The sequence below is a fragment of the Vibrio sp. 1731 genome (assembly GCF_033339955.1).
GTDB lineage: Bacteria > Pseudomonadota > Gammaproteobacteria > Enterobacterales > Vibrionaceae > Vibrio > Vibrio alginolyticus.
The window spans coordinates 115,146-130,738 of record NZ_JAWOVO010000008.1; the positions used below are offsets into that span (position 1 = coordinate 115,146).

Annotated in this window: 12 protein-coding genes; 5 read left to right on the forward strand and 7 right to left on the reverse strand. The window is 43.4% G+C overall.

All coding sequences use genetic code 11. The features are described 5' to 3' along the window. Positions 1-134: 134 nt before the first annotated feature. Both R7035_RS11520 and R7035_RS11525 read right to left on the reverse strand, forming a co-directional pair. Entirely contained in the window at positions 135-1,943 is a 1,809-nt protein-coding gene (locus tag R7035_RS11520; RefSeq protein WP_054577628.1) for a DUF3413 domain-containing protein, read from the reverse strand. Between the two features lie 22 nt (positions 1,944-1,965). Then, positions 1,966-2,193: a YejL family protein gene (locus R7035_RS11525; RefSeq protein WP_005380722.1), complete on the reverse strand. Its 228-nt coding sequence runs from the start codon at positions 2,191-2,193 to the stop codon at positions 1,966-1,968. An 85-nt stretch (positions 2,194-2,278) separates the two neighbouring features. Here R7035_RS11525 and yejK point away from each other — a divergent pair, with 85 nt between their 5' ends. From yejK to R7035_RS11540, 3 genes are all read left to right on the forward strand, one after another. After that, a complete protein-coding gene (yejK, locus tag R7035_RS11530; RefSeq protein ID WP_005380723.1) occupies positions 2,279-3,277 on the forward strand; it encodes a nucleoid-associated protein YejK in 999 nt (332 codons plus the stop codon). An 82-nt stretch (positions 3,278-3,359) separates the two neighbouring features. Continuing rightward, positions 3,360-4,688, forward strand: coding sequence for an Hpt domain-containing protein (locus tag R7035_RS11535; RefSeq protein ID WP_054577629.1), 1,329 nt, complete (start codon positions 3,360-3,362; stop codon positions 4,686-4,688). A gap of 104 nt (positions 4,689-4,792) precedes the next feature. Continuing rightward, positions 4,793-5,956: a hypothetical protein gene (locus R7035_RS11540; protein ID WP_047103468.1), complete on the forward strand. Its 1,164-nt coding sequence runs from the start codon at positions 4,793-4,795 to the stop codon at positions 5,954-5,956. Between the two features lie 90 nt (positions 5,957-6,046). On the opposite strand, the gene nhaC is transcribed toward R7035_RS11540, so the two are convergent. After that, positions 6,047-7,480 (reverse strand): Na+/H+ antiporter NhaC, encoded by a 1,434-nt coding sequence (nhaC, locus tag R7035_RS11545; RefSeq protein ID WP_206954792.1) that lies wholly within the window; start codon positions 7,478-7,480, stop codon positions 6,047-6,049. A 431-nt stretch (positions 7,481-7,911) separates the two neighbouring features. On the opposite strand from nhaC, the gene asd reads away from it, so the two are divergent. Then, a complete protein-coding gene (gene asd, locus R7035_RS11550) occupies positions 7,912-9,027 on the forward strand; it encodes an aspartate-semialdehyde dehydrogenase (RefSeq protein ID WP_005380727.1) in 1,116 nt (371 codons plus the stop codon). A gap of 56 nt (positions 9,028-9,083) precedes the next feature. On the opposite strand, the gene R7035_RS11555 is transcribed toward asd, so the two are convergent. Then, on the reverse strand, positions 9,084-9,947 hold the full coding sequence (locus R7035_RS11555) for an ion transporter (RefSeq protein WP_005380728.1): 864 nt from the start codon (positions 9,945-9,947) through the stop codon (positions 9,084-9,086). 35 nt (positions 9,948-9,982) lie between these two features. After that, positions 9,983-10,621: a YchE family NAAT transporter gene (locus tag R7035_RS11560; protein ID WP_005380729.1), complete on the reverse strand. Its 639-nt coding sequence runs from the start codon at positions 10,619-10,621 to the stop codon at positions 9,983-9,985. A gap of 650 nt (positions 10,622-11,271) precedes the next feature. Between R7035_RS11560 and adhE the strand changes: the two genes are divergently transcribed. Continuing rightward, on the forward strand, positions 11,272-13,974 hold the full coding sequence (gene adhE, locus R7035_RS11565; protein ID WP_005380731.1) for a bifunctional acetaldehyde-CoA/alcohol dehydrogenase: 2,703 nt from the start codon (positions 11,272-11,274) through the stop codon (positions 13,972-13,974). Positions 13,975-14,117: 143 nt separating this feature from the next. Here the strand turns inward: adhE and R7035_RS11570 are convergent, their stop codons facing one another. Continuing rightward, positions 14,118-14,861: an SDR family oxidoreductase gene (locus R7035_RS11570; RefSeq protein ID WP_165935364.1), complete on the reverse strand. Its 744-nt coding sequence runs from the start codon at positions 14,859-14,861 to the stop codon at positions 14,118-14,120. A 134-nt stretch (positions 14,862-14,995) separates the two neighbouring features. After that, positions 14,996-15,499: a VC2046/SO_2500 family protein gene (locus tag R7035_RS11575; RefSeq protein WP_132936850.1), complete on the reverse strand. Its 504-nt coding sequence runs from the start codon at positions 15,497-15,499 to the stop codon at positions 14,996-14,998. Positions 15,500-15,593 lie beyond the last annotated feature (94 nt).

Below are 15,593 nucleotides of genomic sequence, written 5' to 3' on the forward strand. Positions count from 1 at the left end.
AAGGCTTTGAAAATGTTGTAAACCCCTAGTTGAACTGATTGGATGTTTACTGCGCAAATTTGTGGTTTGTGTTGTTTAAATAAACAAAAACTCCCCAAAAAGGGGAGTTTGAATAGTATATGGATTGCTAGGTATTAATCGTTTTTAGAATAAAAACGCTGTAACTCAGTTAAACCTTGCATCAAAACTGGCAACTTCGGTGCATCATCTCTAAGTCGTTTGTAGTTTTTGTCATACAGCTTGTAGTTGCCAAACTTATCGATCACTGTGGTTTGCGAGCTAGTAATTAAGGCAAGCTCGCGAGTATCGCCCGCCAAGATCCAGCGACGACGACTTTCATCGAATAGGTTGCGACCACTACTGTAATCATATGGGTTGGAAGATACGCCGAGCATATCTTGCAACAGTGTAACTGAGAGGTCCAAGTGACTTGTGCTGTGATTAAATTCGCCAGCTAGCATTCCAGGCCAATGGATCACCATCGGAACTTGTAATTGATAACGGCTGTAGTTGCTGTTTGCTCCCCAGCTGTTCGTGTTGGTTTCGTTAAATTCACTACCGTGATTAGAAGTGATGATTACGATGGTGTTTGTCAGTTGTCCCGTCGTTTCTAGTTCATCAATAATACCTGCGATAGTTCTATCCGCCGACTTCACTGCATATTCATAAGCTTTTTTGAATCGCTCACTTGCGGGCATTTCTTCGTCATTATTTGAAGGAATCGATTCAAAATTATCAACGGTGGTGACTTCGATGTAACTAAACCATGGCTGACTTGCTTTCTCTGCTAACCATGTATTCCAGTTTGCGATAGATTGTTTATCGGTATGAGCTTGCGTGCCATTTAGGTCTTCCGCTAAGTTCAAGTCGCGGAAAATAATTTCTGAGTAGAGATCATCTTCAAACCCACTGCCACTGAATAAACCAAAGTTGTAGCCCTGATCTTTCAGTACATCGAGCAATACTGGGGAAGCACCTTGCGCCTTGATGCTTGATGCATAACTGGTCGGTAAGCCATAGAACAAACCAAAGGCCCCGTATGTATCATTACTTGAGCTGTAATGATTACGGAAGTTCTGATTGTTTTCAGCAAACTCATAGAGGTTAGGCATCTCTTCTTGGTTCAGCGCATCCGCTCGTAAATTGTTTATGCTGATCATCAACACATTGAGCTTATTAACTCGGCGGTTAAACTCAAGCTTTTCAAGAGGGTAGTTGACTAACTCTACGTTGCCTTCGTTTTCTGCTAAACGTTTTAGGTATTCCTCACGGTCAAGTAGACCATGTTTTTCCATAAAACTCTTCGCCGTCATCGGGTAAGACAAAGGGAAGTTTGAACGCTGGCTAGTAATTGGGTTGTAAAAATACGCATCTGCCCAAATGTAAACCAAATGGCTGGTCATAAAGCTGAGGAAAAAGACGGCCGCGAGAGGGCGTCCTACGTGCTTATGAGATAGTTTGCGCTGTTTTCGCCATACCCATTCGGATAGTGCGAGTTGAATAAGGAAGATCAGCGGCATCACAACAAATAAATGTTGTAGGTCAGTGCTGAGCGCACTTTTGTCTTCGCTGAATAGTAACTCCCAGACAACGGGAGTTAAGTGCAAATTGATCGACTGATACGCTTGGGTATCAATTAATAATATGGTTTGCCCAACGGTTGCGAAAATCACTGCCACCAAACGGAACAATTTCCGCGATGGCAGGATAAACGTCAACGGGAATAGAACAAGCAAGTAAAGTGCGAAAACTAGAAAGCCAAAGTGACCAACCCAAGAAACCGCCAGATAAAACTGACCAAGTAACGTCTCGGGCCAAGGAGACTGAACAATGTAGCGTGTGCCTATCAACATCGATGCAACGATATTGAAGAATGCAAACCAGTGACCCCAACCAACTAGTCGAGATACACGTTCGCCGTATGAGTTTCCGCTGTCTACCATGTATGTGTTCTATTGTCCGTGATTAGTGTGTTTTTGGTGTTTCTAAAGAAGACATCAGCGCCTGAGCAAATTTTTCAGCAATCGCTTTGCGTTGTGAAGCAGCAACACGTTGATTTAAGACATTGGTTGCGATATTTCCGGCAATCATTAGCGTCAACTCAGGAGAAGCAGCGTGTTTTTCAAGAACTGTTGCTACTTCAGCAAGAATTTTTTCTACTTGCTCGTCAGTATATTTAGATGTAATCGGCATAAAGACTCTAATAATGATAGTAAAAGCGGCTTATGATAACCTACAATGCCCATCAACTAAAACCTTGTAGCAAGATAAAATCACTATGAGTCTTCATCTTTCAAACGTTATTCTGCATCAACTGTGCAAAAACGATCAGGACGAGCTGGTTGTAAACTTTCGTCCAGCATCATTAGAGAACGATGCATCTACAGAAAACTTAGTCGCTGAGCTTCACCGAGTATTCCATTCTAAAGCTGGTAAAGGTTTTGGCGCTTTCCAGTCAGACAGCGAATTTCAATTTTGGCTTCAAGAAATGCGCAAAGGAGAGCGAGATTTTTACGACTTCTCACAAATTAGTGCAAATCGCTTGAAAGAAGAGTTGATTAAGTACCCATTTGCGGATGAAGGTATCTTGGTTTTCGCTGAGTATCAGAGTTTAGCAACGGACTACTTGTTCATCGGTATCTTACCAATGAATCAAAGTTTAAAAGTGACCGAAGGTTTGGACATCAGTGCGACAGATTACTTAGATATCACCAAAATGGATATTGCCGCACGCATCGACCTGTCGAGCTACGAGACCGACAAGGAATCCAATCGTTATCTGCAATACATTAAAGGACGCGTTGGCCGTAAAGTGGCGGACTTCTTCCTAGATTTTCTGCAAGCGGATATTGGCTTAGATACTAAACAACAAAACTTAGTGTTGATGCAGGCGGTGGATGATTTTTGTGCTGACTCGAAGCTAGAAAAGCAAGAAGTGAACGAGTACAAGAAACAAGTTTACGACTACTGCAATGAGCAAATTAAATCCGGTGATGAAGTTCAAATCTCAGAACTTTCCGGAGAGCTTCCTCAAAGCCAAGATGGCACGAGCTTTATGGATTTCACCAAAGAGCAAGGGTACGAACTTGAAGAGTCTTTCCCAGGTGATCGTGCGACGGTTCGCAAACTGACTAAATTTGTTGGAGCTGGTGGTGGTTTGAATATTAGCTTCGATAGTCTCTTACTTGGCGAGCGTATTTTTTATGATCCAGAGACGGATACCTTAACGATTAAAGGGACGCCTCCAAATCTAAAAGATCAGTTAAGTCGCAATTAAAATCATATCGTTAAATAAAGAGAGCAAACGGCTCTCTTTTTTTATGTGAATAAGAAACATCCATAGTATATGCTTGTAATTAATGGAGATATGCGAGGGTCAAGTGTTGCTGAAGCTAAAAGAAGGAATACGGCGGTTTGTTTGGTTCTGGTTCGTTTTGTGGAGTGTTTTAGCACTTGGCATTTGGCTGCAAGCCAAACAAACGATTCAAACGATTTCGACTGTAAATGAGTTAGGAAGTAAAGTTGAAGAAGTCAGGCACTTTTTTAACTTCGATCTGCCTTACCGTGTTAAACACGTCGACCAAATTTCACTGAAACTTCAGTTGGCTTATGCAGTTCGCTTACAGCTTGAAAGTGAGTTTTCTGAAGGGAAAATCACACCAGACATCACTCAATTGCTTTATACGACCGACCGATTTTTAGAAAGTGCTCGAGCTTTTGTAAGAAGTGACAGTGAATTGGTTTCGTTAGCTGAACAGTTACGAAGCAGCCGTGCTCGAACAGAAAACTCTGAGCAAATTCAGGCAATGTACTATCGCTTAGGTGCGCTTGTTTTTGAGTCTGTCTTTAGTGACTCTGCAACGAATAGCGATACTTACCGTGACTTAGACCGACTTTTTATTGAATCAGAGGCACTCTCTCCCGAAGAGCGAAGTGCTCTTCAGCGCCAGCTTGCTCAAACCTCAAGCGCACTATCTGCTCAGGCACAGGGCAGTTATTTATCTAATCAACTGCTTAATCCAGATTTCCCGAACCAGTTAACTTCGATAAATGATCAGTTGGAACAGAAGCTAATGACTTTTATTGTTTGGCTGTCTGTAATCAGTGGTTTGCTCCTTTTCCTCATTTCATGGGGAGCCTTCTCCCCAAAAACGATTCAACCGATACCACTACCCAGAACCGATGATAAAAAGTCAGAGCAAGTTGGCGATGATGAAAATGGAGCTAACACTGTTCCCTCAGCTCAGTCAGAAAATTTTCAAAACGTCCAAATGAACGAAAAAAGTTGTAATGAGGTGAATTCATCACAAGTGGGAGTAGTGGAACGTGAGCCGTACATAGATATCAATAAAATGTTAGATTCTCTGTCTGGTGACGAGGGCGCTGTGCGGATGTTACTGGAGGTCTTTATTCAGGACCACTCTGGCGATGGCACTAAAATGTATCAGCTGTTAGAAGAGGATAAAGAGCAAGCGCAAAGAGCCGCACACAGTCTTAAAGGGGTCTCAGGGAGTTTAGGTGCAATGCCATTGCACTGTATTTCGGGTGATATTGAACTGTTGATTAAACAAGGGCAAAAAGTGCCGGAAGAGAAGTTGGCATGTTTAGATGATGTCCTAAAACAAACCATACTTTTTGCTAATAATGTTCTCAATAGTGAAAAGATAACAGAAGCGCTAACAGATTGATATTGCTCTGACTTAATGTCATAAGAGTTGAGGTAATAAAGGCTCGAACTATATGACTTAGTTCGCTTTATTCCTGTTCTATACAATTTGTTAAAGGTGTTTTCATGTCCGTTCGCCGAATGTCTTCAATGATGTTGATAGGGCTGGTTATGATGCTTTCAGGGTGCTCCCTGCTCGAAGTCAAGATCGAGAGTCAAACCGTCCCTCTTACCAAACAAGAGCTCAATATGCGTCTTTTGACTCGTGAGTATGCGCAGCAGTTTTTTGCTCAGGTTGAGCAAGCAGCAGATGCACTACACGAACAATATGATCCTCATGATAAAGTTCATCAATCTTATATTTTACTTTGGAAGATAAATGCTGAAGAAGGCATCCAAGCTTCTGCGTATCAAGTGTCCCCAATGGCTGCACTGATTGATACATGGACTTTCACGCTACAAATGGAACAGTTCTTTACTACCGCTTCTGGTAATGAGCTCTTTGCGTCTGATGAGGCCAAGTTAGTTTCCGTTTATTTAGCGAAAGAGGTAGATAAACTGGCTCAATCTTTATTGAAGAAAGAAGCATACATCAAGACACAAACGTTTGTTGCAGAGTTCGCCAAGCAGCATCCATTCGCTGATTTAAGCATGATTAGGACTCCGGCTTACCGTGGGTGGTTAGATGCAAACCAAATTAGCGAAGAGGAAGCCGTTACAACGCTAGGCACGATGCCAGAAGCACTTGGGGATGTCTCTGAACGTCTAAGTCTGGTATCAGAACAGACACCAAAAATTATGACGTGGAAAGCGCAGTTGTTGGCCTTGAATAGCTCTGCCAGTATCGAAAAAGTCAATGCGGCGCTCAATAGTTTGCAAGTTACCGCTGATTCGATGAGGGATTTTATCGATAACAACCCAGAGTACATGCGTTATTTGGCAGAACAAATGGCGCTGGAGTTACAACCTTTGGTTGACGATATCGATCAAAGGACGGAGGCGCGTTTATCTCAGTTGGGTGAAGAACGCCAAGCTATAGAGCTGATGGTTGCCAGAGAACGTCAAGAAATCGCACAGATCATTACCCATGAGCGCGAGAAGTTTGCTCAAGATATGGATCGAGTGTCGCAAGAGGTTGTGAATCTCGCAATGACTAAGCTGATTGAACTTGTCAAAAGTACCATCATCTACTTTATTCTGTTCATTGCCGTTATATTCTTTGCACCGCTTGGCTTGGGCTATTGGTTTGGGAAGCGTGCAGCCGTGAAAACGCCAGTCAAACAAAGCTAACGATTTGTTTTGGAAATAAAAAAAGAGCGCTTTAAAGTGCTCTTTTTTAGTATTGAATTCGGAAGGGAGGTTCTTCCTATCTCTGCGAAGTTAAGCGGTTTGCTGCTTTAATTCGCCTTCAGCTTCTTCAACTGCTTCTGCTGTTGGTTCGCACTTATCAACAAACCAACCCATGTAAGAAGTGAAGATCGTTACGATGATACATACAAAACTCAGCCACATGAACGGGGCATAAGACAGTGTAGCAACACCCAAAATACTGGCCATGTAGATACCGTTGTCACTCCAAGGGACCATACCTGAGGTTAGCGTGCCGCCAAATTCTGCGTTACGAGACAAATTCTTACGTTTGTAGCCTAGACGGTCATAGTTCTTCGCACAGATTTTTGGGGTCAGAATAAGTGAAACGTACATCGCTGAACCAAATACGTTGCCCATAAAGGCCGTACCAATTGTGCTTGTTGCCAATGAACCTGCACTTTGAACGCGTTTTTCAAACAGCTTCGCGATAGTCTCTAGCACGCCTACTTTATCTAGTAGACCGCCAAAACCAAGGCCGAATACGATAACCGCTACCGACCCAAGCATTGAAGACATGCCGCCACGGTTAAGGATTGAGTCAATGAAATCTACGCCAGATGAGATTGCAAACGGAGCCCAAGCCGTGTTGAACGCGGTTAGGAAATCGACATCTTGGATCATCACTGCCCAAATAATACCTAGCAGAGAACCAAAACTGATCACTGGGAATGAAGGCATACGCATCGCTAGAAGTGACAATACGATGACCACAGGAACAAATGAGTAAGGGGTGATGTAGAACTGCTGTTCCATCGCCTTAATGACAGAGTCTACCTGGCTCATGTCAACTTGACCTGCGTAGTGGAAGCCAAATGCAGTAAACATAATGCCTGTAATAATGTAGCTAATGAGTGCTATCGGCAACATGCCTTTAATATGTTCCATCACTTCAACGTTAGACATAGATGAAGCAAGGATTACTGAATCCGATAGAGGCGACATTTTGTCACCAAAGTAACAGCCTGAAAGTACGGCACCTGCAGTGATTGGCGCAGGAACACCAAGACCTTGACCGATGCCCATCATTGCAATACCTGCCGTGCCAGCCGCACCCCAAGATGTGCCAGTCGCTAGCGCAGTCAATGAACAGATGATCATGGTCGCGAGCAAAAAGATGGAAGGGTGGATTGCTTTAAGGCCGTAGTAAATAATGGTTGGAACAATACCACCAGAGATCCAAGTACCTACAAGCGCGCCAACGGCCAAAAGGATTAAAACGGCTCCAAGTCCATTGGAAATGCCATTTAGTGCTGCTTTTTCCAGATCTTTATACTGATGGCCAAGCTTTATGCCCAATATCATGACAATGAACCAACCGATGTATAGCGCTAGCTGAATCGGTAGGTCTAGCTTGGCTGTGAACGAAAATGCCAGCAGGAGAAATAAACCGAGCGAGATAAATACCTGTATCAAGCTTGGTAGGCGTGGTGTAACTTGCTTCATATGTGCCTCTGTCAATCTTGGAGCAATAGAGGAAGGCGCTCCTTGTTGTAATCGCGCATAACATACATTAACAAAAATTATATTTCGAACATTTGGTGTTTTATCTTGATGTTCGTCGGTAAAAACGTTTGCTTGTGAAATTAACTGTTAGTTTGTTTTAACTTTTTTGGTTTTAAATGTTGTGTAATGTGAAATTATTGTGCTTCATGTGTTATTTTCTCGTTGAGTGGTAAGACCAATTAGGGGGCTAAAGTGCTTTCCCTACTTGAAAAATGGTTAAAACCGCAAACCAAACACTAAAAAATCTCGTGTAACCCGGTTTTTCAGAGGAAAAGGTTAAAAAACGCGCTTATTTACAAAATAGGGGTTGAGATTTTGCTGTGAAAAATTAACTATGGGGTAGGTTTTTTAATACATGGAGAGTTAATACGATGAGAGTTGGTTTAGTTGGTTGGCGCGGTATGGTTGGTTCAGTCCTTATGCAGCGTATGGTTGAAGAGAAAGACTTCGACCTAATCGAACCAGTATTCTACAGTACTTCTCAAGTTGGTATTCCTGCTCCTAACTTAGGAAAAGACGCAGGCTTACTGCAAGACGCATATGATATTGAAAGCTTAAAACAGCTTGATGCGGTAATCACCTGTCAAGGTGGTAGCTACACAGAAAAAGTTTTCCCTGCACTTCGTCAGGCTGGTTGGAAAGGCTACTGGATTGACGCGGCCTCTACGCTACGTATGGCTGAAGATTCGATCATCACACTTGATCCAGTGAACTTAAAGCAAATCCAACAAGGCATCCACGGTGGCACGAACACATTTGTCGGTGGTAACTGTACGGTTAGTTTAATGCTAATGGGGCTAGGTGGTCTATTTGAGAAAGGCCTTGTTGAGTGGACAAGCGCAATGACTTACCAAGCCGCATCTGGTGCTGGTGCGCAAAATATGCGTGAATTGATCTCGCAAATGGGCGTTATCAATGACTCTGTTAGCTCTGAACTTGCAAACCCATCAAGCTCTATCCTAGATATCGATAAGAAAGTCGCGGATACAATGCGCAGCGGCTCTTTCCCTACCGATAAATTCGGTGTGCCACTAGCTGGTTCGTTGATCCCATGGATCGATGTGAAGCGCGATAATGGTCAGAGTAAAGAAGAGTGGAAAGCGGGCGCCGAGGCGAATAAAATTTTGGGTTCTCAAAGTTCACCTGTCCCAATTGACGGTACTTGTGTGCGTATTGGCGCGATGCGTTGTCACTCTCAAGCACTTACTATCAAGCTTAAACAAAATGTACCAATGGACGAAATCGAAGAAATCATCGCCACTCATAACGATTGGGTGAAAGTGATTCCTAACGACCGTGACATCACTGCTCAAGAGCTAACGCCAGCAAAAGTTACGGGCACAATGTCTGTACCAGTGGGTCGTCTACGTAAGATGGCAATGGGTGATGATTTCCTAAATGCTTTCACTGTTGGTGACCAACTGCTTTGGGGTGCTGCGGAGCCATTGCGTCGTACTCTGCGAATTATTCTGTCTGAGAAAGCATAATCACATCAATCCTTTATTTGATGACAAAATAAAAGAGCTCCTTAGGGAGCTCTTTTTCATGCGTCGTCTTCCGTTCGAACGACTCTTTTGTCTGGATCGGCTAGTTCACTACCACAATGTTTACAGTAAATTGCGTCAGAGTCGTGCCCTGCGTGGGAGCAGTTTGGGCATTTCACCAATACTTTGTGCGATTGCATCTCTTGGTGCAGTTCGGCAGTGAAAATACCTGTAGGTACCGCCAAAATGGAATAACCCAGTAACATAGTGAGTGATGCAAGCCCTTTACCTAGGTCTGTTTGCGGGACCAAGTCACCATACCCAACCGTTGTGATGGTCACGATCGCCCAATAAATACTTTTAGGAATGCTAGTAAATCCGTTTTCAGGTCCTTCAATGATAAAAATCAACGAGCCGAAAATCGTTACCATAATGGCGACGGAACTAAAGAAGATAAAAATCTTTCTGCGCGCCATAAGCAGTGAACGTAAGAGGATATTGGACTCTTGGAGGTATCGGACTAACTTGAGTATGCGGAATATTCGCATCACTCGCAGCGCCCTGATCACACCCATAAACGAAGCGGATGGGAAGAAGAGTGCTAAATAAGTGGGCAAAATCGCAAGTAAATCGACGACACCATAAAAACTCTTTGCGTAGGCGGCAGGTTTAGGAGAGCAATAAAGCCTTAGAAGGTATTCAATCGTGAATAGGCCAGTAAATGTGTATTCAATAAACTTCAGCTCTTTTTCCCACTCGGCCCGAACGGAAGGTATCGAATCTAACACCAGTACGATTAACGAACTGATGATCGCGATAATGAGAGCAATATCGAACGTTTTACCAGCTTTGGTATGAGTACCAAAAATGGTGACATATAGAGTATGTTTAAGAGAGTCAGTCGTCATGACAAAGCGATCCATTGTTGAATCGCTCTATCATACAATTTTATAGAAACTCAGGCTAATCCTGGAAATAAGTTGCGTAAGCCATTCGCAATGAACTCTATGCCAAGCGCGCCCAATATCAAACCCATGATACGAGTAATGACGTTGATTCCAGTTTGACCTAAAAATCGTACGATCAATGGGGCAGAACGGAATAATAGCCATGAACAAAGGCAGAACAAACCAATCGTAATACTAATGCCCACGGTATCGAACATGCTTGGGTAGCGTGCACCATAAACAATAGTCGAACTGATTGCACCAGGACCTGCCATTAAAGGCATTGCAAGAGGGACCACACCAATCTGTTCACGACTGACGTATTCCGTTTTCTCTTGTTTGTTCTGCTTATCTTCCCCCAGTTTACCGCTCATCATCGAGAATGCGATGCTAAGTAATAGCAACCCGCCAGCCACACGAAACGAATCCAGAGAAATACTGAACATGTCTAACAGCAACTGACCAGCAAAAAGCGAAATGATCAGGATGATCGCAACAGCCACATTTGCTGTTGTTGCCGTATTGCGCTTTTCGTCTGGTGTCATATGCCCGGTTAGTGACACAAACACAGGCATGATACCAACAGGGTTTACTGCGGCGACCAAACCGAGAAAAAACTGCAAGAAGATAGCAAGTTCAAAAGTTTGCATGTTGCGTACTCATCAAAGTTCACATTAGTGAAAAGGAGAAGGGGTAATTTGGGCGTAATGTAAGGCAAAAGTTAGGTTGTAAGAAATGAAAAAAACTAACGCATTCCCTGCCATTTAAGTGAGAAAAACTAATTCTTTAATAAACTGTATCTAATCTGGAAAGGAAATGTTACGTATAAAGTTGCTGATAAATTGCACTGTTTTACATAAACGTTAACATTCGCACATTTTTGATAAAAACCAAGGTGGTTTGTAGAGAGATGTATTCGGTTCGATATACTCTCAGTGGCACAAAGAATTGGGCCTACATGTAATTTTGTTGGTCAAAAATGAAACTTTTTTACAGGTTGTTGTAGTTTCTTTTATTTATTTGTCCATTTGCTTCTTTTTTACTCAATAAAAAATGAAAGTTAATTTATTTGTTTATCAGTGATTTATGTCATTTTGGTGTGATGAGGCACCACTTTGGTAGTATTTAGGTGGTGAGAACTGATCCAAGTCAATTTTTTTCACACTCTGAAATATTATACTCAGTCCTGAAAGCAATTTACTAAGACGTTTGTTTTCTAAGTGACTGATAAACAGTAAAAACGATAAGTAATAGCCTTAGTAAAAAGTTTTTAATATTTGTTAATTTTAGGAGATTCCCTATGCCTGTAACTAATATGGCTGAACTAGATGCAATGGTTGCTCGCGTTAAGAAAGCGCAAGAAGAGTTCGCTACTTACTCTCAAGAGCAAGTAGATAAAATCTTTCGTGCAGCATCGCTTGCAGCTAACCAGGCCCGTATCCCGCTAGCTCAACAAGCGGTAGAAGAATCTGGTATGGGTATTGTTGAAGATAAAGTAATCAAGAACCACTTTGCTTCTGAGTTTATCTACAACAAATACAAAGACGAACAAACGTGTGGCATCTTAGAAGAGGATGACAACCTAGGTACTATGACTATCGCTGAGCCTGTAGGCATCATCTGCGGTATCGTACCAACGACTAACCCAACTTCTACAGCGATCTTCAAATCTCTAATCTCTTTGAAGACTCGTAACGGTATCATCTTCTCACCACACCCACGTGCGAAAAACTCAACTAACGATGCAGCTAAACTCGTTCTAGATGCAGCAGTAGCAGCAGGCGCACCAAAAGACATCATCGGTTGGATCGACCAGCCTTCTGTTGAGCTTTCAAACGCTCTAATGAAACACGATGACATCGCTCTTATCCTTGCAACTGGTGGTCCAGGCATGGTTAAAGCCGCTTACTCTTCTGGTAAGCCAGCAATCGGTGTAGGTGCAGGTAACGTTCCTGTTGTTATCGATGAAACAGCAGACATCAAACGTGCTGTTGCTTCTATCCTTATGTCTAAGACTTTCGACAACGGTGTAGTATGTGCTTCTGAGCAGGCTGCAATCGTAGTTGACGAAGTATACGACGAAGTGAAAGAGCGTTTTGCTTCTCACAAAGCGTATGTCCTAAGCAAAGCAGAAGCTGATAAAGTTCGTAAAGTTCTTCTTATCGATGGCGCGCTAAACGCGAAAATCGTAGGTCAGCCAGCAGCAGCAATCGCTGAAATGGCAGGCGTTAAAGTTCCAGCAGACACTAAAGTTCTTGTTGGTGAAGGTCTGGGTAAAGTATCTCACGATGACGCATTCGCTCACGAGAAACTATCTCCAACTCTAGGTCTATTCCGTGCTGACAACTTCGAAGACGCGGTTGCTCAAGCGGTAACTATGGTTGAGATTGGTGGTATCGGCCACACATCTGGTCTTTACACTAACCAAGATACTAACGCTGATCGTATCCGTTACTTCGGTGACAAGATGAAGACAGCTCGTATCCTAATCAACATCCCGACTACTCACGGTGGTATCGGTGACTTGTACAACTTCAACGTTGCGCCATCTCTAACGCTAGGTTGTGGTTCTTGGGGTGGTAACTCTATCTCTGAGAACGTAGGTCCTAAACACCTAATCAACAAGAAAACTGTAGCGAAGCGAGCTGAAAACATGTTGTGGCATAAACTACCTAAGTCAATCTACTTCCGTCGTGGTAGCCTTCCAATCGCGCTTGGCGACCTAGAAGGTAAGAAACGTGCATTCCTAGTAACTGACCGTTTCCTATTCAACAACGGTTATGCAGATGACGTAGTAAGCCTACTGAAAGCTCAAGGCATGGAAGTTCAAACATTCTTCGATGTTGAAGCTGACCCAACACTGTCTGTAGTAGAAAAAGGTGCGGCTCAAATGGCTAGCTACCAACCTGACGTTATCCTAGCGCTAGGCGGTGGTTCACCAATGGATGCAGCGAAAATCATGTGGGTAATGTACGAACACCCAGAAACTCACTTTGAAGAACTAGCAATGCGCTTTATGGACATCCGTAAACGTATCTACAAGTTCCCTAAAATGGGTAAAAAAGCTGAGCTTGTATGTATCACTACAACTTCAGGTACTGGCTCAGAAGTTACTCCATTCGCGGTTGTTACTGACGACAAGACTGGTGCGAAATACCCACTAGCTGACTACGAAATCACGCCAAACATGGCAATCGTTGATGCGAACCTAGTAATGAACATGCCTAAGTCTCTAACAGCATTTGGTGGTTACGATGCAGTAACTCACGCTCTAGAAGCTTACGTTTCTGTTCTTGCTAACGAATACTCAGATGGCCAAGCTCTTCAAGCACTTAAGATGCTAAAAGAGTACCTACCATCAAGCTATGCGAACGGTGCAAATGACCCAATCGCTCGTGAGAAAGTACACAACGCAGCTACTATCGCTGGTGTTGCATTTGCGAACGCATTCCTAGGTGTTTGTCACTCAATGGCTCACAAACTGGGTGCTGAGTTCCACTTGCCACACGGCCTAGCTAACGCACTACTTATCTCTAACGTGGTACGTTACAACGCGAACGACAATCCAACTAAACAAACTGCGTTCTCTCAATACGACCGTCCACAAGCACGTCGTCGTTACGCTGAAGTTGCTGACCACCTAGGCCTAAGCCAAGAAGGTGACCGTACTGCTCAGAAGATTGAACGTCTACTAGCATGGTTGGATGAACTAAAAGTTAACCTAGACATCCCAATGTCTATCCAAGCGGCAGGTGTTGCTGAATCAGATTTCGTAGCGAAACTGGATGAGCTAGCGGTAGAAGCGTTCGATGACCAATGTACTGGTGCGAACCCACGTTACCCTCTAATCAGCGAACTTAAAGATGTGTTGATGGCTTCTTACTACGGTAAAGCATTTGTTGAAGGCGAAACTTTCGAAGGTACAACTGTTATCAAGAAGAAAGCAGACCAAGAAGCAGCAAAAGCAGCACCTAAAGCAAAGAAAGAAAAAGCTGACGCGTAATTAAAAAATCGAGTGAGCAAGGTTTTCGCTAGCACGGAACCTTAATCGGGAAAAGGTTAAAGCCCCAGTCAAATGACTGGGGCTTTTTTTATTTTGGTGCAGGATTTACATCTGGCTTGGGAAAACAGAGTTGCTGTGTATGCTTACACTTCGGTCGCAACTACTCGGCCACTGAAGTATTCATTCGCGACGATGTATGCTGTGTTGCGGACTAGTTCGTCTTGGATCTCAGCCCAGTGTCTCTCGTTGAGCTCTTCTTTTGTATGATTTACCGAGGGAATAACGCCGCCCACTCGAATGTTGAATGGTGTGAGTTCTTTTGCCCAGCTGTGAGTAAAACCTGACACCAACGCCGCCATGCTTTCAACTCCCGTAAAGTCTTCATGGTTGTCATGAGAAATGACGTTAACAATGACGCCTTTCTTGTTTTTGGCTCGAAAGCGCTCTGCTCCTACTTGGCCGTAGGTATAAAGGAAGCGTGCCGCAGACGACAAGTGATCAATGTAAGTACTCATTGGTTCTGGCGCCATTAAGCCAGGCATAGGGGAGCTGGTCCAGCAATTAACAATCACATCTGGTGTCGCACGTAGCTGTGATTCTATCTGGTCAAACAATAAGTTAATGGACGTTGTGTTATCACTACACACATTCATCGCATACACTTTGTCAGTGAAAGCGCTGATTTGCTCATAGCTCGCTCTCAAAGCGCTAGAATTTTGGTCACAAAGAATCAACGTTGCTCCAAGGTGAGCAAAGTGATTTGCACAGGTTCTTCCTATAACCGAACCTGCAGACGTGACGAGAATAATTGATTCTTTGATATCCATAGCACCTTCACTGTATCCATATGTGAAAAACAATACACCAGTGGTTTGTGCTAATAGCATGGTTGAAATTCGTTGGGTTCAGTGTGAAAGGCTTCAAACTAACGCTTTCGAGTGAGGACTATTGTGCGGTAATTTGTAAGATGTCACATTTCTGACGTGTAGGTATTGCAAGCTATTGGATAAAAAGCGGATCTCTATGCTTTAGCTTGAATTTGATGCTGACGTTGAGCCGTCACTAGCTGATTATATAGCCCAGCATCTGGGATCGGTTGTTTGTTGCGTTCGCCCAATCTGCGTCGCTCATGACCAGATAGGTTGTGATAAACCTCCTCTGGTAGGTTGAATGTGTCTTCAGGCAGGTAAGTCAGCGCATCTGGTTTTAGGTAATGGCTCAGCTTTGCGGAAGGCAATCCTGCATCGTGAAACTGTTTCGCTTGTTCAGCTGCGAGTTCATAGCTGCTGCTATCAGAACGAAGAGCTTGAGGTTGCGATAAACCCAATTGTTGGCGAAGAATACTGTCACTGGTGATGACTTCCTGGACCTCTTCAACTGGGACCACATCGCGAACATCATTAGAGAACATAGACAGAATCAGCGAGAAATCCGCACGACGACCTTCGTGTACGGCATGGTTAATACCATTACCGAACTGAAGTTCGTTGATAATTGCAGCTTTGTCTAACGTATGAATTTGCATGATGTTCCTCGCTCGATGCTCTTTTAACGGCGTGGATAAGAAAAACTTTAGTAAAAGAGGGAATTATTTAAAGGTGCTAGGGAAGGCGAAACAA

Coding starts and splice junctions, on each gene's coding strand:
- R7035_RS11520 (WP_054577628.1), bottom strand. CDS start 1,943: ATGGTAGACAGCGGAAACTCATACGGCGAACGTGTATCTCGACTAGTT.
- R7035_RS11525 (WP_005380722.1), bottom strand. CDS start 2,193: ATGCCGATTACATCTAAATATACTGACGAGCAAGTAGAAAAAATTCTT.
- asd (WP_005380727.1), top strand. CDS start 7,912: ATGAGAGTTGGTTTAGTTGGTTGGCGCGGTATGGTTGGTTCAGTCCTT.
- yejK (WP_005380723.1), top strand. CDS start 2,279: ATGAGTCTTCATCTTTCAAACGTTATTCTGCATCAACTGTGCAAAAAC.
- adhE (WP_005380731.1), top strand. CDS start 11,272: ATGCCTGTAACTAATATGGCTGAACTAGATGCAATGGTTGCTCGCGTT.
- R7035_RS11535 (WP_054577629.1), top strand. CDS start 3,360: ATGGAGATATGCGAGGGTCAAGTGTTGCTGAAGCTAAAAGAAGGAATA.
- R7035_RS11555 (WP_005380728.1), bottom strand. CDS start 9,947: ATGGATCGCTTTGTCATGACGACTGACTCTCTTAAACATACTCTATAT.
- R7035_RS11570 (WP_165935364.1), bottom strand. CDS start 14,861: ATGCTATTAGCACAAACCACTGGTGTATTGTTTTTCACATATGGATAC.
- nhaC (WP_206954792.1), bottom strand. CDS start 7,480: ATGAAGCAAGTTACACCACGCCTACCAAGCTTGATACAGGTATTTATC.
- R7035_RS11540 (WP_047103468.1), top strand. CDS start 4,793: ATGTCCGTTCGCCGAATGTCTTCAATGATGTTGATAGGGCTGGTTATG.
- R7035_RS11560 (WP_005380729.1), bottom strand. CDS start 10,621: ATGCAAACTTTTGAACTTGCTATCTTCTTGCAGTTTTTTCTCGGTTTG.
- R7035_RS11575 (WP_132936850.1), bottom strand. CDS start 15,499: ATGCAAATTCATACGTTAGACAAAGCTGCAATTATCAACGAACTTCAG.